General features: G+C 41.9%; 16 protein-coding genes. All 16 read left to right on the top strand.

Annotated features, from left to right (window positions below; translation table 11 throughout):
- The first annotated feature begins 22 nt into the window (after positions 1–22).
- The 16 genes from BrL25_RS09090 to BrL25_RS09015 all read left to right on the top strand — a co-directional run bounded on the left by BrL25_RS09090 (position 23) and on the right by BrL25_RS09015 (position 19042).
- Entirely contained in the window at positions 23–1165 is a 1143-nt protein-coding gene (locus tag BrL25_RS09090) for an acyl-CoA dehydrogenase (protein WP_018669705.1), read from the top strand.
- A 29-nt stretch (positions 1166–1194) separates the two neighbouring features.
- Complete coding sequence (locus tag BrL25_RS09085; RefSeq protein ID WP_018669706.1) at positions 1195–2337, top strand: acyl-CoA dehydrogenase; 1143 nt, start codon at positions 1195–1197, stop codon at positions 2335–2337.
- Positions 2338–2349: 12 nt separating this feature from the next.
- On the top strand, positions 2350–3291 hold the full coding sequence (meaB, locus tag BrL25_RS09080; RefSeq protein ID WP_018669707.1) for a methylmalonyl Co-A mutase-associated GTPase MeaB: 942 nt from the start codon (positions 2350–2352) through the stop codon (positions 3289–3291).
- 131 nt (positions 3292–3422) lie between these two features.
- On the top strand, positions 3423–4055 hold the full coding sequence (locus BrL25_RS09075) for a TetR/AcrR family transcriptional regulator (RefSeq protein ID WP_003334210.1): 633 nt from the start codon (positions 3423–3425) through the stop codon (positions 4053–4055).
- A gap of 32 nt (positions 4056–4087) precedes the next feature.
- Positions 4088–7333, top strand: coding sequence for a fused isobutyryl-CoA mutase/GTPase IcmF (icmF, locus tag BrL25_RS09070; RefSeq protein WP_018669708.1), 3246 nt, complete (start codon positions 4088–4090; stop codon positions 7331–7333).
- A 154-nt stretch (positions 7334–7487) separates the two neighbouring features.
- Positions 7488–8117 carry a DsbA family oxidoreductase gene (locus tag BrL25_RS09065; RefSeq protein ID WP_018669709.1) on the top strand — a complete coding sequence of 210 codons (630 nt, stop codon included), beginning with the start codon at positions 7488–7490 and terminating at the stop codon, positions 8115–8117.
- 153 nt (positions 8118–8270) lie between these two features.
- The gene (gene rpoE / locus BrL25_RS09060) at positions 8271–8840 is read left to right on the top strand and encodes a DNA-directed RNA polymerase subunit delta (RefSeq protein ID WP_018669710.1); all 570 of its coding nucleotides are present in this window, start codon (positions 8271–8273) and stop codon (positions 8838–8840) included.
- Between the two features lie 235 nt (positions 8841–9075).
- Positions 9076–10677: a CTP synthase gene (locus tag BrL25_RS09055; protein ID WP_018669711.1), complete on the top strand. Its 1602-nt coding sequence runs from the start codon at positions 9076–9078 to the stop codon at positions 10675–10677.
- A gap of 279 nt (positions 10678–10956) precedes the next feature.
- A complete protein-coding gene (locus BrL25_RS09050) occupies positions 10957–11322 on the top strand; it encodes a response regulator (RefSeq protein ID WP_018669712.1) in 366 nt (121 codons plus the stop codon).
- Between the two features lie 98 nt (positions 11323–11420).
- Complete coding sequence (gene fba / locus BrL25_RS09045; protein WP_018669713.1) at positions 11421–12275, top strand: class II fructose-1,6-bisphosphate aldolase; 855 nt, start codon at positions 11421–11423, stop codon at positions 12273–12275.
- Positions 12276–12290: 15 nt separating this feature from the next.
- The gene (gene fsa, locus BrL25_RS09040; RefSeq protein ID WP_018669714.1) at positions 12291–12935 is read left to right on the top strand and encodes a fructose-6-phosphate aldolase; all 645 of its coding nucleotides are present in this window, start codon (positions 12291–12293) and stop codon (positions 12933–12935) included.
- A gap of 206 nt (positions 12936–13141) precedes the next feature.
- Positions 13142–14413, top strand: a complete 1272-nt coding sequence (locus BrL25_RS09035; RefSeq protein WP_018669715.1) for a UDP-N-acetylglucosamine 1-carboxyvinyltransferase — start codon at positions 13142–13144, stop codon at positions 14411–14413.
- A 14-nt stretch (positions 14414–14427) separates the two neighbouring features.
- Positions 14428–15390 (top strand): class II fructose-bisphosphatase, encoded by a 963-nt coding sequence (glpX, locus tag BrL25_RS09030; RefSeq protein ID WP_018669716.1) that lies wholly within the window; start codon positions 14428–14430, stop codon positions 15388–15390.
- A 54-nt stretch (positions 15391–15444) separates the two neighbouring features.
- A complete protein-coding gene (gene rho / locus BrL25_RS09025; protein WP_018669717.1) occupies positions 15445–16737 on the top strand; it encodes a transcription termination factor Rho in 1293 nt (430 codons plus the stop codon).
- 66 nt (positions 16738–16803) lie between these two features.
- On the top strand, positions 16804–17706 hold the full coding sequence (locus BrL25_RS09020; RefSeq protein ID WP_018669718.1) for a M23 family metallopeptidase: 903 nt from the start codon (positions 16804–16806) through the stop codon (positions 17704–17706).
- Between the two features lie 70 nt (positions 17707–17776).
- Positions 17777–19042 carry a radical SAM family protein gene (locus BrL25_RS09015; protein WP_018669719.1) on the top strand — a complete coding sequence of 422 codons (1266 nt, stop codon included), beginning with the start codon at positions 17777–17779 and terminating at the stop codon, positions 19040–19042.
- Positions 19043–19089: the final 47 nt, after the last annotated feature.

Raw genomic sequence — 19089 nt, 5'->3', positions numbered from 1 at the left:
GCTAAAAGGAAGGGTTTTGTTTATGGAGCTTCATTTTACAGAGGAACAGCAAATGATGCGAAAGATGGTAAGTGATTTTGCAAAAAAAGAAATTACTCCATTTGTTGCTCATATGGAAGAAACAGAAGAATTCCCGCGTCCATTGCTTACTAAAATGGCAAAGCTGGGCTTAATGGGAATCCCAATCCCTGAAGAATGGGGAGGATCTGATTCTGATTTTATTTCTTATGTAATTGCGATCAATGAAATTTCTAAGATAAGTGCCACTATAGGGGTAATTCTATCGGTTCATACTTCTGTGGGTACAACACCCATTTTGTACTATGGAAATGAAGAGCAAAAGCACAAATATGTCCCAAAGTTGGCAAGTGGAGAATATTTGGGAGCATTTGCTTTGACAGAGCCTCAAGCAGGATCTGATGCCGCACGCATTCGTACTTGTGCTATACGCAAAGGTGACCATTATGTATTAAATGGTAGCAAAATTTTTATAACCAACGGTGGTGAAGCTGATACGTACGTAACATTTGCAGTGACAGATGCTACGCAAGGAACCCACGGGATTTCTGCCTTTATCGTGGAAAAAAGTACACCAGGCCTTACGGTGGGAAAAAAGGAAAAAAAGATGGGACTTCATGGCTCTAATACTACGGAGCTCATTTTTGAGAATGCAACTGTTCCGGTAAAAAATCTTCTAGGTGAGGAAGGAAGAGGCTTTGCTATTGCCCTGTCTAATTTGGATGTGGGTCGGATCGGTATTGCGGCTCAATCCTTGGGTATTGCTGAAGCCGCTCTAGAGTATTCAATTCAATACGCGAAAGAGCGTAAGCAATTTGGTTCTTCAATTGGTAATCAGCAAGCAGTGGCTTTTAAGCTGGCAGATATGGCTACGCAAGTGGAGGCGGCTCGATTACTTGTATATCGTGCAGCCTTCTTGCGGCAGGAAGGTCTACCATGTGGGCTTGAAGCATCCATCGCAAAAAAGTTTGCCTCGGATGTTGCTATGAAATCAGCGATAGAGGCTGTGCAGATTTTTGGAGGATATGGCTACACAAGAGAATATCCTGTAGAGCGTTTGTTTAGAGACGCTAAAATTACGCAAATTTATGAAGGAACATCAGAAATTCAACAACTAGTCATTTCTAAGCATTTGCTTACTAAATAGAACAACAACAAGCAGGGAGTGTGGAAAAGATGGACTTTCGTCTAAACGAAGAACAGGAAATGCTACGTAAAATGATTAGAGAATTCGCTGAGGATCAAGTAGCACCAACTGCTGCTGAACGCGATGAAGAAGAGCGATTTGATCGTTCTATATTTGAACAGATGGCACAATTAGGTCTTACAGGAATCCCGTGGGATGAGAAATATGGTGGAGCTGGAGCTGACTATCTTAGCTATGTACTTGCTGTTGAAGAGTTGTCAAGAGTAGATGCATCCATTGGCGTAACTCTGTCTGCACATGTTTCCTTAGCAAGCTGGCCGATCTATAAATTTGGTACAGAAGAGCAAAAGCAAACATTTCTACGATCACTTGCAGAGGGTAAGAAAATGGGGGCATACTGTCTGACTGAGGCAGGGTCCGGCTCTGATTCAGCAGGGATGCGTACAACTGCTGTTCGAGATGGTGATCATTATGTGCTCAATGGTAACAAAATTTTTATTACGAATGCTGGCGAAGCTGAAATTTATATCGTTTTTGCAGTAACGAATCCTGAATTAAAACATAAGGGTGTAACAGCCTTCATTCTAGAAAAAGATATGCCAGGATTCTCTATGGGTAAAAAGGAGAAAAAGCTAGGAATTCGTTCTTCGCTCACACTAGAAGTGATTATGGAGGATGTACGTGTACCGGTGGCTAATCGTTTGGGCGAGGAAGGGCAAGGATTCAAAATTGCGATGATGACACTAGACGGTGGACGAAACGGTATTGCAGCTCAAGCTCTTGGAATTGCGCAAGGTGCGTTTGAACATGCCGTAAGCTACGCGAAGGAACGTATTCAATTTGGCAAACCGATTGCTGCGTTGCAAGCCATTCAGTTCAAATTAGCAGATATGGCTACTCAGATAGAGGCGGCAAGATTACTAACGTATCAAGCCGCTTGGTTAGAAGATAAAGGCTTGCCGTATGGAAAAGCGTCAGCTATGTCCAAGGTGTTTGCCGGTGACATTGCGATGCAAGTAACGACAGAAGCGGTGCAAGTGTTTGGAGGATATGGCTATACGCGCGAATATCCAGTAGAAAGATTTATGCGTGACGCTAAAATTACGCAGATATATGAAGGAACAAATGAAATACAGCGTGTGGTTATCAGTAACCTGCTGTTAAAAGAGTAGGAGCTGACCTACGTGCATCCGATAACCAAGCGAATACTGGCAGGAGATGTTCGCGCGGCTGCCAGAGCAATTACCTGGATTGAAGATGGCTTTCCTGAAAAGGGGCAGGTGTTACAGGAAATTTTCCCCCATACTGGCAAAGCACGATTAATTGGGTTAACGGGTTCCCCAGGAGCAGGTAAGAGTTCGTTAGTAGATGCATTGATTACTTATTTGCGTTCGCAACAGATTTCGGTCGGGGTCATTGCGGTTGATCCTACTAGCCCATTTACTGGTGGTGCTTTGTTAGGGGATCGTATTCGGATGCAGCATCATGCTCCTGACCGAGGCGTCTTTATAAGAAGTATGGGGACCAGGGGAAATTTAGGTGGTCTATCACGCAATACGAAAGAGGCAGTACGTGTTCTGGATGCTTATGGCTGTGAAGTTATTATTGTTGAGACAGTAGGGGTTGGGCAGTCTGAGTTAGACATTATGAAAATTGTTGATACAGTCGCTGTTGTACTAAATCCGGGAAGCGGGGATACTGTTCAGGCATTTAAGGCTGGAATTATGGAGATTGCTGATCTATTTGTCATTAACAAAGCTGATTTGCCTGGTCTGGATAAATTACTGACAGAGATTGAACAAATGATAGAGATCGTAAAGCATGATGCAAGCTGGCAACCTCCTCTTATACGTACAATTGCAACAGACCGAGTTGGGATAACTGATTTGTGGCAAGCTATCCATACACATGAGAGGTTCCTAACTGAATCGGGTGAAGGGGAAAAGCGTAGATCGTATCACTTACACGAAGAGGTAATGGAGTTAGTGAACCAGAATCTTTATCGTGTCATGCTACAAGGAATTGAACAAGGTGCATTTGCTAACGAGTTATATGAAGTAGCGAATCGACAGGTAGATCCTTATCATGCAGCAGAAAAAATGGTACGTATTTTTTTACAACGTTAACTTATGGGGTCGCTTTTGTTACAAGTCTGGCACGATTAGCCGCAAAAAGAGGATTGTAGCATAAATTGTGGATTAGTATAATGGGGAGAAACCAGAGACGTTAGTCAAATTGGTGAAAGGTGGCTTATTCGGTGCAAGAACGTAAGAAAGTAATCCCTTCCTTGGTGAAGGACCCAAAACTAATCGAAAAACGGCGTGAACAAATTATAGAGGCGGCCGTTGACCTATTTATACACAAAGGATTCCACAAAACAACTACGCGGGAAATTGCTCGTGCTTCTGGCTTTAGCATTGGAACGCTATATGAGTACATTGAATCCAAAGAAGATATCTTATATTTGGTTTGTGACTCTATTCATAATGAAATGGAAGAAAGACTGCGTGAAGCGATTACCTACAATGGTTCTGGTCTCAAAAGCCTCAAGCTCGCGTTGAAAAGCCTAATACGTGTTATGGATCAGGTAAATGATCGTGTGCTATTAATCTATCAAGAAACCAAGTCGTTACCACATGAAGCGATGACGTATGTGTTACGTCGAGAAGAGTCTATCACAGGCATTTTTGAAGAGATTTTGCATAAGGGGATGGAAGATGGTTCCATTCGGACTGATGAGCGCTATGTGAAGCTAATGGCTAACAACATCATGGTACTAGCTGAAATGTGGGTGTTCCGACGTTGGACACTTGGCAAGAGCTATACCCTGGACGAATACATCGAGAAACAGACCGAATTGCTTCTGCGGGATATCAGCGGACACGAATAGAGCCATCCCATAGATAAGGGGAGGCTGTCAAGGTGATAACAGAGGTCTATCGTCCAACTAATAAGATACGTTTTGTAACAGCAGCGAGTCTCTATGACGGACATGATGCTTCCATAAATATTATGCGTCGAATATTGCAATCCTCTGGAGCGGAAGTGATTCATTTGGGTCACAACCGCTCTGTCATGGAGATTGTTGATGCTGCTATTCAGGAGGATGTGCAAGGAATTGCCATCAGCTCCTACCAAGGTGGGCATGTCGAATTTTTTAAATATATGGTTGATTTACTACGAGAACGTGGGGCCGGTCATATTCGCGTGTATGGCGGAGGTGGTGGCGTAATCGTTCCTCGAGAAATTCGTGAATTAGAGGAATATGGTGTAGCTAAGCTGTTCTCACCAGATGATGGCAGGGAACTAGGGCTTCAAGGTATGATTAACATGATGATTCGTGAATGTGACTATCCGACAATGGCTTCCCTGCAAGCGGAAGTGGATTTGTTACAGGAAAAGAATATCCAGGCGGTTGCTCGCTTAATTACGTTGGCGGAGTATGATGTTGTCGATCATAAATGGTTCAATCAGGTTAGAGATACACTAGCTAGTCTAACTAGTGATGTGCCTGTCGTGGGTATTACAGGCACAGGTGGAGCAGGTAAAAGCTCGTTAACAGATGAATTAGTTCGGCGTTTTTTATATACGTATCCCGAAAAGACAATTGCCATTCTGTCGATAGATCCATCTAAACAAAAAACAGGTGGTGCACTTTTAGGTGACCGAATTCGAATGAACGCAAATAACACGCCACGTGTTTATATGCGTAGTTTAGCGACTAGACAATCGGGATCAGAATTGTCTCTTGCACTGCAAGATGCGATCCAGGTAGCTAAGGCTGCTTGCTTTGATTTAGTCATCGTGGAAACAAGCGGGATTGGACAAGGGGATGCTCGCATCAGCGAGCTTTGTGATTTGTCACTATATGTAATGACAAGTGAATACGGTGCTCCTTCTCAGTTAGAAAAAATTGATATGCTTGATTTTGCCGATTTGGTGTCCATTAACAAATTTGAGCGAAAAGGCTCAGAGGACGCTTTACGTGAAGTAAGAAAGCAGTATCGTCGTAATCATCAATTATTTGAAGTGGAAGATGAAAAGCTACCGATCTATGGCACGATTGCAAGTCAGTTTAACGATCCAGGCACCAATGCTCTTTTTGCGGCCTTGATGCGAGCGGTCGTTCAGAAAAAGCAGCTTGATTGGGATGTAGAGCATCTGGACCCAATGCCGATCTTAGCTCATAAACCACCACTCATTCCATCTGAAAAAATTACGTATCTTCAGGACATAGCTAATACAGTACGGAATTATCACAAGTTTAGTGAAGAGCAGGCAGGCTATGCGCGTAAACTGTATCAACTTAATGGAGCTTACAAAGTTTTAGCAGAGCAGGGCGCAGACGAAGCAGTGCTTGCTCAAGTAGCTTCTCAAATTACATTATTTGAAGAGAAATTGCATCCCGAATCAAAAAAGTGGCTGGAAAACTGGCCAAAACAAAAAGAATTGTATAAACAGGATCAGTTTGTCACAAAAATTCGCGATAAGGAAATAGTGACAAAGTTATTTTCTACATCACTTTCTGGATCACGGATTCCCAAGATTAGCACACCCATCATCCATGAGTGGGGGGATTTACTATCTTGGTCTATGAAAGAGAATGTCCCAGGGGAATTTCCATTTACCGCAGGTGTTTTTCCTTTTAAAAGAGAAGGAGAAGATCCACGTAGGCAATTTGCAGGAGAAGGGTCGCCAGAGCGTACTAATAAACGATTCCATTTCCTATCTAAAAATGATGATGCAAAACGATTGAGCACAGCATTTGATAGTGTGACGCTATATGGCCAAGATCCTCATGAGAGGCCTGACATTTATGGAAAGATCGGAACCAGCGGAGTAAGCATATGTACATTGGATGATATGAAAAAGCTGTATGCGGGCTTTGATCTTTGTGCCCCTTCCACTTCTGTTTCCATGACGATTAATGGGCCTGCGCCAATGATTTTAGCTATGTTTTTAAATACAGCTATTGAACAGCAGATAGAGAAATTCGTAGAGAGAGAAGGACGTCAACCTTCTGGAGAAGAGCTTTCGCAAGTTAAAGCCTATACTCTCTCGAACGTACGGGGAACAGTGCAAGCAGATATTTTAAAAGAAGATCAGGGACAAAATACTTGCATTTTCTCTACGGAGTTTGCCCTTCGTATGATGGGAGATATACAAGCATACTTTATAGAAAATAAAGTACGTAATTACTATTCTGTTTCTATCTCAGGCTATCATATAGCTGAAGCAGGGGCTAATCCCATTACACAATTAGCTTTTACACTTGCAAATGGCTTTACCTATGTGGAGTATTATTTAAGCCGTGGTATGAAAATTGACGAATTTGCTCATAATCTATCTTTCTTCTTCTCTAACGGACTTGATCCTGAATATACCGTAATTGGAAGGGTAGCTCGTAGGATTTGGGCAATCACTATGAAGAAGCGTTATGGTGCTAATGAGCGTAGCCAAAAATTAAAGTATCACATCCAAACATCTGGACGCTCCTTACATGCCCAAGAAATGGACTTTAATGATATTCGCACTACGCTACAAGCGCTTATAGCAATTTATGATAACTGCAATTCTTTGCACACTAATGCCTACGATGAAGCGATCACGACACCTACCGAAAATTCGGTACGTAGGGCAATGGCAATTCAAATGATTATTAATAAAGAATTGGGATTGGCAAAAAATGAGAATCCGTTGCAGGGTGCTTTTATCATTGAAGAGCTGACTGATTTAGTAGAGGAAGCTGTATTACAAGAATTTGAACGGTTAAGTATGCGTGGTGGAGTATTAGGGGCCATGGAAACACAATATCAACGAGGGAAGATTCAAGATGAGTCAATGTATTACGAAATGAGGAAACATTCAGGTGATTTACCGATCATTGGAGTTAACACTTTCCTAAATCCAAATGCTTCTGAAGATGACTATGAAATTGAGTTGGCAAGGGCTACAGATACGGAAAAGCAACAACAAATTGATAATATGCGTGCTTTTCAGCAAAGACATGCACAACAAATTCCTGGAGCTTTAAAGAAGCTACAAGAGGCTGCGTTAACAGGCGGGAATGTATTTGCTGAATTAATGGAGACGGTAAAAGTGGCTTCTCTTGGTCAAATTACGGGAGCCTTGTATGAAGTAGGCGGACAATATCGACGTAATATGTAAGACGGATTATGCCCCAGTAGTTACTATTCTTCTGGGGTATTTCTGTTGCTTTCATCGATTTAGTATTTTTCGACAATATCAGTCTGGAAGGGCGTCGTCGAATTAAATTAGGAAGGAATTAGAGCTTTACAGTCGAGAAAGGGGAAGTTTCCGCGTGCACATACATATTTTTCAGGACATTGTTTGCCCTTGGTGCCGCATAGGTATTGCTTCTTTGCTGGGTACTCTCCAAGAGTGGCAAGCAGAGGAAGTAACCCTTCACTATCATGCCTTTACTATTGATCCTTATTTACCAAATGAAGGGGTACCCTTTCGAGTAAATATGGAACGTCTGCTAGGGGGGAAAGAGCAAGTAGGTAAAGCCTTAGAATACGTAACAGCTATGGGACAGGAAATCGGCTTGCATTTTTGCTTTGACCAAATAAAGATACGCGCTCATCCTGACCTAGCTCATTCTCTCTTAAAACTGACCCCACTTGCTCAACAAACAAGTATGCTACAGACCCTACAGCGGGCATATTTTGAAGAAGGTTTAGATATTGGAAACATAGAAGTTATATTACAAATTGCTGACATCTTTGGGTTAGATAAACACGAGGTTGAGGAAAAATTACAGAGTGGTAGGATGGCAATCTATCTACAATCAGACTATGAATTAGCAGAACATTATGAAGTAAAGGCCGTTCCATTTTTTGTGATAAATCACAGTCTAATCGTGACCGGAGCCCAAACGATTCCAACCTTTTTGCAGGCTCTTAAGAAGGTAACGTGTGATGAATCGTAGTGCGAAACATTTTATCAGGAATACGTACGTAAATGTAGAGATATGTAGATGAAAAAAGCTTTTCTTTTTGTAGGGTTTGAATCACTTGCATTTTCGGATAAAATAGGGAATACTGTATGATAGCCAAGTTTTGTTTGAAAGGACGTGCCTTGCTTGAGTAAATTACTTCAGCAATATAATGAAGAGAAGTTGCAAGAGATGGCGATGGTTGATATCGCTTATGAAATCCTAAGAGAAACAAACCGCCCTAATAATTTCCGTGAACTAATGAACGAAATTGCTATCTTGCGTAAACTGACAGAAGAGCAATTGATGGCTGTCATTGCTCAAGTGTATACAGAAGTAAATATCGATGGTCGTTTTGTATGTATCGGTGAGAATACATGGGGATTAAAACGCTGGTACGCAACGGAAGCAGTTGAAGAAAGCCAAGAAGGCGGAGTTAAAAAGAAAAAAGCTGCTGTTGTTGACGACTTTGAAGACTTCGATATGGAAGATGATGATGTTGCTGAAGTCTTTGAAGAGGAAGATGATATCTCCCTGTTTGAAGAGGAAGAAGAGGAAGACGAAGACGAAGACTTTGTTGATGAAGAAGAGGTTGATTCTGATGATGAGATCGAAGACATCGATGAAGAAGATGAAGATCTAGAGGACGAGGATCTTTTTGAAGAAGACGAAGAAACCGTGGGAGAAGAGGAAGAAGATCAGGAGTCTGATAAGTAAGCAACTATCGACTTTCACGACTTTATCCTTGACTTTCATTTCTGCCCATTATAAAATACTTTTTGGGCTTCACATGAAGATTTGTCATATATGAAAGAATAACAAACAAAAGCGCCCCTATTCAGCAGAGATGTTGAGATAGGACCCCGCTTTTGTTTTTTCTTTTTGTAGCACCCTACTTAATAACTGTTCATCAAAAATGTTGAAATAAGGGAAAAGAGGGGACGTAGGCGATATGGCGAAGTATATATTTGTTACAGGTGGGGTCGTTTCCTCGCTAGGTAAAGGGATTACAGCTGCTTCACTAGGACGGTTGCTTAAAAACAGAGGATGCAAGGTTACTATTCAAAAATTTGATCCATATATAAATGTTGACCCAGGAACAATGAGTCCATTTCAACATGGTGAGGTATTTGTAACTGATGATGGTGCAGAAACCGATTTGGATCTTGGCCACTATGAGCGTTTTATTGATATTAACCTGAGTGCTAATTCTAATGTAACAACCGGTAAGATTTATTCTAGTGTTATTAGTAAAGAACGTCGTGGGGATTACTTGGGTGGTACTGTACAAGTTATTCCACATATCACCAATGAAATTAAAGAGCGTGTATTCCGTGCTGGTCGTGAAACGAATGCCGATGTTGTTATCACTGAAATTGGTGGTACAGTAGGGGACATTGAGAGCTTACCTTTCCTTGAAGCGATTCGTCAAATCAAGAGCGATGTAGGTGTCTCCAACGTCATGTATATCCACGTAACACTGATTCCGTACATTCGTGCAGCCGGTGAAATGAAGACAAAGCCAACGCAGCATAGTGTAAAAGAATTGCGTAGCTTGGGAATTCAGCCAAATGTGATCGTAACGAGAACAGAACAGCCGCTCTCTCAAGATATGAAGGACAAGCTTGCTCTATTCTGCGATATTGATAAAAATGCCGTAATTGAATGTCGTGATGCAGATACGTTGTATGAAGTACCACTAATGCTACAAGAGCAAGGTTTGGATGATTATGTATGCAAACACTTTGGTTTGTCTTGCCCTCAGGCTGATATGACCGAGTGGAGTGCACTTGTGGAACAAGTAAAAAGCTTACATCATAATACTCGCATTGCGATTGTGGGTAAATATGTTGAGCTACATGATGCGTATCTGTCAGTAGCTGAAGCACTTTATCACGCTGGATTTGCTAATGATACCGATATTGAAATTAAATGGGTTAATTCTGAAGAGGTTACAGATGAAAATGTAGCTGAAGTTTTGGGAGACGTTCATGGTATTTTAGTTCCAGGTGGTTTTGGAGATCGTGGAATTGAAGGAAAGATCACTGCAACTCGCTTCGCCCGTGAGAATAAGATACCATTCTTTGGGATTTGCCTAGGGATGCAAGTAGCAGTTATTGAATATGCTCGTCATATGCTACATCTAACTGGTGCGAACAGCTCAGAAATTGATCCTTCCACTAGCTATCCTGTTATTGATCTATTGCCAGAACAGAAGGATATTGAAGATAAAGGTGGTACAATGCGTCTTGGCCTTGGACCAACAAAAGCAAAAGAAGGTACAATGGCAGCGCAAGCTTATGGTAGCACGTTGATTTATGAACGTCACCGCCATCGTTATGAAGTAAATAATGAATACCGTGATCAACTGGAAAAAGCAGGTTTGGTTATTTCCGGTACAACGCCAGACGGTAAATTAGTAGAGATGGTTGAGCTGAAGGAGCATCCATGGTTCTTAGCTGCTCAGTTCCATCCGGAATTTACTTCTCGTCCGAACCGTCCTCAACCATTATTCCGTGAGTTTGTGAAAGCTGCCTTACTTTCTCATCAGTAATAAAACATAAGTATAGCAGTATCTTATAAATAGCCACAGGCTGTCGAATTTCTCGACAGCCTGTTTTTGTTACGAGCCGTGAAGCTTGTTGTAACAAGGAAAGAGATTTCATTAATCAAAGCCGTGAGCAAATGTTAAAAGTAACGAAATTATAGGAAAATTATGTAATTCAGAGGCTTGCTACAATCTACTGGAAAAATAAAGATGGAATGTGGCAGGATTTCCGACCGTCAAGGCGTATTTTAGTAATTAGAAGCAAAGGAACGAGGGGGAAGCAATATGCAGGACAAGAAGGTACTAGTCGTGGATGACCAGTACGGCATCCGCATCCTACTATATGAGGTATTGGGTAAGGAAGGATACTGCACTTTCCAGGCGGCTAACGGCAAACAGGCACTCGAAATCGTCGAAAATGAGTCTCCAGATCTCGTCATTTTAGATATGAAGATTCCCCGAATGGACGGCATAGAAATTTTAAAACACATTAAAAAGATAAACAAAGATATTAAAGTAATTATGATGACTGCGTATGGTGAACTAGATATGATTAAGGAAGCAACGCAACTGGGAGCGCTTACTCATTTTACCAAACCTTTTGATATTGATGAATTACGCTGTGTAGTCAATCAACAATTAGTCAGTTAGTCACAAGTTCTCTGTTAATAAAGGCGTCGTTGTGGTATAATAACCCCGTATTGTAAGTAGTGAAATACAGAGAGTTAGGATTAGGAGGACATACCGAAATGCAATTAGTACCTATGACCGCCTTTATTGAGGACGCAAAGAAAAATAAGTATGCTGTTGGACAATTCAATTTGAACAACCTAGAATTTACGCAAGCGATTACCGAAGCAGCTATGGAGGAGAAATCCCCTGTAATCTTTGGAGTTTCCGAAGGTGCTATGCGTTATATGGGTATTGAGTATACAGTAGCAATGGCTAAAGCCGCTGCTAAAACTGCTGGTGTACCAATTGCGCTACACTTGGATCATGGTAGCAACTTTGATGTTGTTATGAAATGTATCCAAGCTGGATTCTCTTCTGTTATGTTCGATGGTTCTCACCATTCCTTCGAAGATAACATCCGTTTGACTAAACAAGTTGTAGAAGCTGCCCATGCTGTAGGAGTATCTGTTGAGGGTGAGCTAGGTACAATTGGCGGAGTAGAAGACGATCTACAAGTAGCTGAAGAAGATGCTAGCTTAGCAAAACCAGAAGAAGCTATTCGTTTCTGGGAAGAGACTAAAGTTGACTACCTAGCTATTGCTGTAGGTACTGCTCATGGTATGTACAAAGGTGAACCAAAAATCCATTTCGATATTATCGAAAAAGTAGTGAAAAACATCGGCGCTCCAATCGTATTGCACGGTGGATCTGGTGTACCAGACGAAGCGATCCGTCAAGCTATCTTGCACGGTGCTGGTAAAATCAACGTAAACACTGAAAACCAAGTTGCTTGCACAGCTGCAATCCGTAAAGTACTAGCTGAAAAACCTAACGAAATCGATCCTCGTAAATACATGGGTCCTGCTCGTGAGGCAATCAAGCAAACTGTTATCGAGAAAATTCGTTTGTTTGGAAGTAATAACCGCGTCTAATTCAGGAGGGTACCCATGCGTTTCTTCATAGACACAGCGAATGTTGATGAAATTCGGGAGATTCATGAGTGGGGAGTCGTTTCTGGCGTAACCACCAATCCATCTCTAGTAGCCAAGGAAGGCCGCGATTTCATCGAAACATTAAAAGAGATTCTTGATATTGTAGATGGTCCTATCAGTGCAGAAGTTATTAGCATTGATGCAAAAGGTATGATCGAAGAAGGAGAAAAACTGGCTAGTCTATCGAAAAACATCGTCATTAAGGTGCCGATGACAGAAGAAGGGCTAAAAGCTGTAAAGATTTTCTCAAAACGCAAAATTAAAACCAATGTAACATTAGTTTTTAACGCGAACCAAGCATTGATGGCTGCAAGAGCAGGGGCTACTTATGTATCTCCGTTCCTTGGCAGACTGGATGATATTGGCTACGACGGCATGCAACTCATCGCAGACATCACAGAAATCTTTGCTGTCCATGACATAGAAACGGAAATTATTGCAGCAAGTATTCGTCATCCTTTACATGTGACGGAGGCTGCAAAGCTTGGGGCGGATATTGCCACCATTCCTCATAAAGTATTTAAACAACTCTTGCAGCATCCTTTAACTAGCAGTGGGATTGAGAAATTCCTTGCCGATTGGGAAAATATGCAAAAGTAATTTAAACCGAAGAGCACCTTTTCCAGTGGAGAAGGTGCTTCTTTACCTTAATGACCTCTTCTATCCTCGTTTTCTCTTTTTGCCCATTAAACATGTAATGATAATAAGGTTGATTTACAGCCTGCAAAACATGAAGGACTAGACTATCTGCAATAGAGGGTATATTCTGAATAGGTGCAAGAACATCATTTAGGGAGATTAAATGTATGGATAAATTGCTAATACAGGGTGGAATCCCATTGTGTGGAAAAGTAGGGATTAGCGGTGCAAAGAATAGTGCTGTTGCGTTAATTCCCGCTGCGATTCTCGCTGACGGACCTGTTGTCATTGAGAATTTGCCACATATTGAGGATGTGGAAGTATATGTAGAGCTCCTTCGGGAGATGGGGGCAGATGTTTTGTTTGAGGATGATTGGATAGAAGTTGATGGACGTCCTATCTCAGAAACATTTATGCCGAATGGTAAGGTAAAAAAATTACGTGCTTCTTATTATTTATGGGGTGCACTGCTTGGCAAGTTTAAAGAAGCTCAAATTGGATTGCCAGGTGGCTGTGATTTAGGACCAAGACCGGTTGATTTGCATATAAAAGGTTTTGAAGCCCTTGGTGCAGTTGTTGAAAATCGAAAAGGTGTTATGATTATTCGTGCGGAGCGTTTGAAGGGCGCACGTATTTATATGGATTTGGTTAGTGTAGGCGCTACTATTAACATCATGTTGGCTGCGGTCTATGCGGAAGGAATCACAACAATTGAAAACGCTGCACATGAACCAGAGATTGTAGACGTAGCAACATTATTAAACAATATGGGTGCTAAGATATCTGGTGCGGGAACAGATGTAATTCGTATTCAAGGTGTAGACAAATTGCGCGGTTGCCGACATACTATAATACCAGACCGTATCGAAGCCGGAACGTATATGATTGCTGCTGCTGCAACCGGTGGAGATGTGACGTTAGAAAATGTTATTTCGAAGCACATGGAACCCGTTTCGGCTAAACTTCGTGAAATAGGTGTGGAAATAATCGAAGGTGACGATACAATCCGAGTCATCGGACATAAAAATTATCGTGCAGTCGACATTAAAACAAGTCCATATCCTGGATTTCCTACTGACTTACAACAACCTATGACCACATTATTAACACAATCAAAAGGAACAAGTATTGTCACTGATAATATATATAGTGCTAGGTTCCGGCATGCAGACGAATTGAGGCGCATGGGAGCAACACTAAAAATTGAAGGGCGATCCGCTGTGTTGGAGGGACCCTCTAAATTGATGGGCGCAAAGGTAGTAGCTTCTGATTTACGAGCGGGAGCAGCTTTAGTAATAGCAGGCTTACTTGCACAAGGAACTACAGAAGTTGAGGGACTTGGACATATCGACAGAGGTTATGAAAATTTGGTACAGAAACTTCAAAATCTTGGTGCCAGAGTTACGCGAGAAAAGCTGCATGAAGCCGAACAAAAATGAGGAGGACAATCGAGATGGAGCGCAGTCTCACACTTGAATTGGTTCGTGTAACGGAAGCGGCCGCTTTGGCTTCCGCAAGATGGATGGGTACGGGTAAAAAGGATGAAGCAGATGGGGCAGCAACGCAAGCGATGCGATCTGAATTTGAAAATATACCCATGGATGGTGTTGTAGTAATAGGGGAAGGCGAAATGGATGAAGCGCCTATGCTCTACATTGGGGAAAGATTAGGTCAGGGAGTGCCACCTTTCGTAGATGTTGCAGTTGATCCACTTGAGGGTACTAACATAGTAGCCAAAGGTACATGGAATGCTATCTCTGTCATTGCGATTGCTGATAGAGGCAATTTATTGCATGCACCTGACATGTACATGGAAAAAATTGCGGTAGGCCCCAATGCAGTAGGGAAAGTAGACATTGATGCTCCAATACGTGATAATTTAAAAGCAGTCGCTTTAGCTAATGGAAAAGATATGAGCGATCTGGTTGCCTGTGTGCTAGATAGGGATCGGCACAGTCGCATTATTGAAGAGATTCGTGCAGCTGGAGCGCGTATAAAATTAATTCCTGATGGAGATGTAGCGGCAGCGATTAATACTGCCTTTCCTGATACAGGTGTGGATATTCTTTTTGGATCAGGTGGAGCTCCTGAAGGGGTTTTAGCAGCGGTAGCTCTAAAATGTTTAGGTGGAGAAATTCAGGGCAAGTTATTGCCTCAGAATGATGAAGAATTGCAACGATGTTTGAAGATGGGCCTAACTAACCCGCACCAGGTTTTGCATATGGATCAGTTGGTTAAAGGAGACGATGCCATTTTTGCAGCTACGGGTGTTACGGATGGAGAATTGCTACGAGGTGTTCGTTTTCAGGGAATGAGAGCGACAACACATTCTGTGGTAATGAGGGCCAAGACTGGAACGATTCGTTTCATTGAAGGTAACCACCGCTTAGAAAAGAAACCTGGCTTAGTATTATAGGTAATTTTTAGGAAATAATAATAGTAGAAAGTGCAAAGAGTGGTGGAATAATACGTGCTTTTATCAGAATTAGAAGAAAAGAAATTAACCGATTTGTATAAGTTGGCAAAAGACTTTCAAATTCCTTATTACTCACAACTTAAAAAGAAAGAATTAATCTTTGCCATATTACGAGCTCAGGCTGAGCGAGATGGGCTTATGTTTATGGAAGGTGTGTTGGAAATCTTACCGGAAGGGTTTGGTTTCCTTCGCCCTATCAATTATTTACCTAGCCCCGAAGATATTTATATTTCCCAGTCCCAAATTCGACGTTTTGATTTAAGGAATGGAGATTTAGTATCAGGAAAAGCAAGAGCGCCGAAAGAAACAGAACGTTACTTCGGATTATTGCAAGTAGAAGCTGTTAACGGTCAAGACCCTGAGATGGCATCCGAAAGACTGCATTTCCCCGCCTTAACACCGCTGTATCCTCAAGAAAAACTTGCGTTGGAAACGTCACCTACTAAGCTTTCTGTTCGGTTGATGGATATGATAGCACCTGTTGGTCTGGGACAGCGCGGATTGATTGTAGCGCCACCTAAGGCTGGTAAGACGATGTTGCTAAAGGAAATTGCTAATAGCATTTCTGCTAATAACCCAGATATTCATCTATTTGTTTTGCTTATTGATGAGCGTCCAGAGGAAGTAACAGATATGCAACGCTCTGTTAAAGGTGAGGTTATTGCTTCTACCTTTGACGAGGTACCGGAGAACCACATTAAAGTTGCAGAACTGGTTTTGGAACGAGCAAAACGCTTAGTAGAGCATAAGAAGGATGTTGTCATTCTCTTAGATTCCATTACCCGTTTGGCCCGTGCCTATAACTTGGTAATTCCTCCAAGTGGCCGTACGCTGTCTGGTGGTATTGATCCTGCAGCCTTCCATCGCCCGAAAAGATTCTTCGGTTCGGCTCGTAATGTTGAAGAGGGTGGTAGCTTAACAATTTTGGCTACTGCTTTGGTGGAAACTGGGTCACGTATGGACGACGTTATTTATGAAGAGTTTAAAGGGACAGGCAATATGGAATTGCATTTGGATCGTAAATTGGCAGAGCGCCGAATATTCCCAGCTATCGATATTAGACGATCTGGTACACGTCGGGAAGAAATGCTTTTGTCCAAAGAAGAATTGGATAAGCTGTGGTTAATTCGTAAGAACATGAGCGAAAGTCATGATTTTGTGGAAACTTTCTTGAAAAAATTAGGCGATTCTAAAACGAACGAGGAATTTTTACAAGGCCTTGATAGCATCAACCCTTCAAAGACATCAAAAGGTAAAACATATACAACATCAACGACGGCGGGTTAATCCCCCGTCATTTTTTTTAGATTGGCGCATAAAATAGTCATATGCACATGAGGGGAGGTTACCCGGATGGATGCCAATCACCCAACGCTTATTACTGAGTGGAAAAGTAGTGGGGAAGCAAAACAAGCCGTCGTGGAACAAACTCTGTTTGAGGTGTTTAATCCGTACTCGTCTATTGAGGTCAATAAGGCTAAAAGCAAGCGTGCCATCACTTCGTACACCGTTCAAAAAGGGGACACGCTCTCTCGTATATCGGAACAATATGGAATTACGCTACAGCAGTTGATTCAGGATAATAAACTAAGGAATCCTAATATGGTTGGAATTGGGATGAAGCTAGTGATCGGTAAAAAGGAGATGACCCACACAGTAGAAGCTGGTGAATCGTTAGAACGTATTGCTAACAGATATCAAGTATCCAAAGACGAGATTATAAATCGCAATCCTTTGCTCAAGGCGATCCCAGATTGTCTTTATCAGGGACAGCGTTTAACGATACCAGTAGAAGCTAGTGAATCTGCATTAGCAGGAACGGTTGAAATGCGAAGACAAATGGCACAGGTAGCTAGTAGAAGCATAAATCTAAATCGTGTGATGGAGTGGCCGATTCCAGCACCGACTGTAACAAGTGATTTTGGATCACGATGGGGTAAAATGCATAAAGGCGTAGATCTATGGAATGAACGGCGAGGTAATACGCCTATTATGGCAGCAAAAGAGGGATTTGTAGTAGAGGCTGGGGCAATTCGTAGTGGATATGGACGAATGGTAGTGTTGGATCATGGTAATGGATTACAAACCTTTTATGCGCACATGCGCAAAATTAATGTTGTAGCTGGGCAATATGTGCATCAAGGAGATGTGCTTGGCTTTATGGGGAAAACGGGGGATTCTACTGACTACCACCTTCATTTTGAAGTAAGGCAGGATGACATTCCTCTAAATCCTATGCGCTATTTACGGAAGTAGTCTCCACGTTTACAATGCTCTCTGTATACGCTACAATTGTCACCAGCAGAAAGAGAGGCGGATGTAATTCATGTATTTGGTGTATGCAGATAAAAAAGGCCAGGTGTATGACCATCATGCTGTTCTGGCGATTGCCAGAAACGGCGACATCCTAACGGAGATACTAGAGGAAGAATTGATTCCTCTACCAGAGGGTTCTACATTGGTTAGTTTGCCTGATACGGTTCCGGTCGGAATGGATGAGAACACCGGTAAAATGACTAAGCTAGATGGTTATACTGCGGTAGGAGCGTTGATCCCGCAAGGTTTTACACGCTTATTACTTCCTGGTTACATCAAAACAAACAAAGAAAGTAAATTTCCTCTATTTGGTTACACAGCAGTCGTTTGGAAAGACGATGCTTTTTGGGTGGCTGCTCGAAAAAGTGATGAACCACATAATTGGAATCCAGATAATTTTCCAATGGAAGAGTTGCGTGGCAAGGTAGATGATACTCTCAAGCAATTTCCAGAAAATAGAATTTTGCAGCATTTGTCTCACTGTGCGTTAGAATATGAGTGTTTAACCGCATCCAACAACTTTTTCCACCGTTGGGAAGGTAGCTTACCAGTATCTAAAACCTGTAATGCTGGTTGCTATGGCTGTATCTCGGAGCAACCAGATGATAGTGGCTTCCCTTCTCCTCAAACCCGTATGAACTTTAAACCGACGGAGGACGAGCTGGTAGAGGTAATGTTGCATCACCTACAAACCCCAGAAAGCATTATTAGTTTTGGACAAGGGTGTGAAGGTGAGCCATCTACTATGGCGTCGATTATTATTCCTGCAATGCGACGCGTTCGTGAACGTACGAACATGGGCTACATCAATATTAATACAAATGCTGGATTAACTGATCATATTAGAGGAATTGTTGATGCAGGTCTTGATCTCATGCGAATTAGTACAATCAGCGCAATTGAGGAGCATTACAATGCTTATTATCGTCCGCGAGGCTATACGCTAGAAAATGTGGCTCGCTCTGCTGAGTATGCTACGAGTCAGGGTGTCTACACATCCATTAACTATCTGTGCTTCCCAGGTGTATTTGATCGGGAAGAGGAGATGGAAGCAATGATTGAATTTATCAAGCGGACAGGTATTAAGTTAATTCAATTGCGCAATCTAAATATTGATCCAGAAAGCTATTTAGACATGATTCCAAAAGCCCAAGGAGAAATATTTGGCATGAAGCAGGCGATTGAAATCTATCAACAGGAATTACCTGATGTGGTGATTGGATCGTTTACACATGTGCCTCCTGAGTACCAACGCAGGCAGAAAAATAGCAATTAGACTTTTGTTTCCAATCAAGTCAGTATGGTTGCAATAGACACATAGAC

This window comes from Brevibacillus laterosporus DSM 25 (assembly GCF_002706795.1).
Classification (GTDB): Bacteria; Bacillota; Bacilli; order Brevibacillales; family Brevibacillaceae; genus Brevibacillus_B; species Brevibacillus_B laterosporus.
This window is presented reverse-complemented; position numbering and strand designations above follow the sequence as displayed.

What these genes read in the sequence shown, in the direction of transcription:
- BrL25_RS09090 (WP_018669705.1), top strand. Translation starts at nt 23, where the DNA reads ATGGAGCTTCATTTTACAGAGGAACAGCAAATGATGCGAAAGATGGTA.
- BrL25_RS09085 (WP_018669706.1), top strand. Translation starts at nt 1,195, where the DNA reads ATGGACTTTCGTCTAAACGAAGAACAGGAAATGCTACGTAAAATGATT.
- BrL25_RS09055 (WP_018669711.1), top strand. Translation starts at nt 9,076, where the DNA reads ATGGCGAAGTATATATTTGTTACAGGTGGGGTCGTTTCCTCGCTAGGT.
- BrL25_RS09050 (WP_018669712.1), top strand. Translation starts at nt 10,957, where the DNA reads ATGCAGGACAAGAAGGTACTAGTCGTGGATGACCAGTACGGCATCCGC.
- fba (WP_018669713.1), top strand. Translation starts at nt 11,421, where the DNA reads ATGCAATTAGTACCTATGACCGCCTTTATTGAGGACGCAAAGAAAAAT.
- fsa (WP_018669714.1), top strand. Translation starts at nt 12,291, where the DNA reads ATGCGTTTCTTCATAGACACAGCGAATGTTGATGAAATTCGGGAGATT.
- BrL25_RS09035 (WP_018669715.1), top strand. Translation starts at nt 13,142, where the DNA reads ATGGATAAATTGCTAATACAGGGTGGAATCCCATTGTGTGGAAAAGTA.
- glpX (WP_018669716.1), top strand. Translation starts at nt 14,428, where the DNA reads ATGGAGCGCAGTCTCACACTTGAATTGGTTCGTGTAACGGAAGCGGCC.
- BrL25_RS09020 (WP_018669718.1), top strand. Translation starts at nt 16,804, where the DNA reads ATGGATGCCAATCACCCAACGCTTATTACTGAGTGGAAAAGTAGTGGG.
- BrL25_RS09015 (WP_018669719.1), top strand. Translation starts at nt 17,777, where the DNA reads ATGTATTTGGTGTATGCAGATAAAAAAGGCCAGGTGTATGACCATCAT.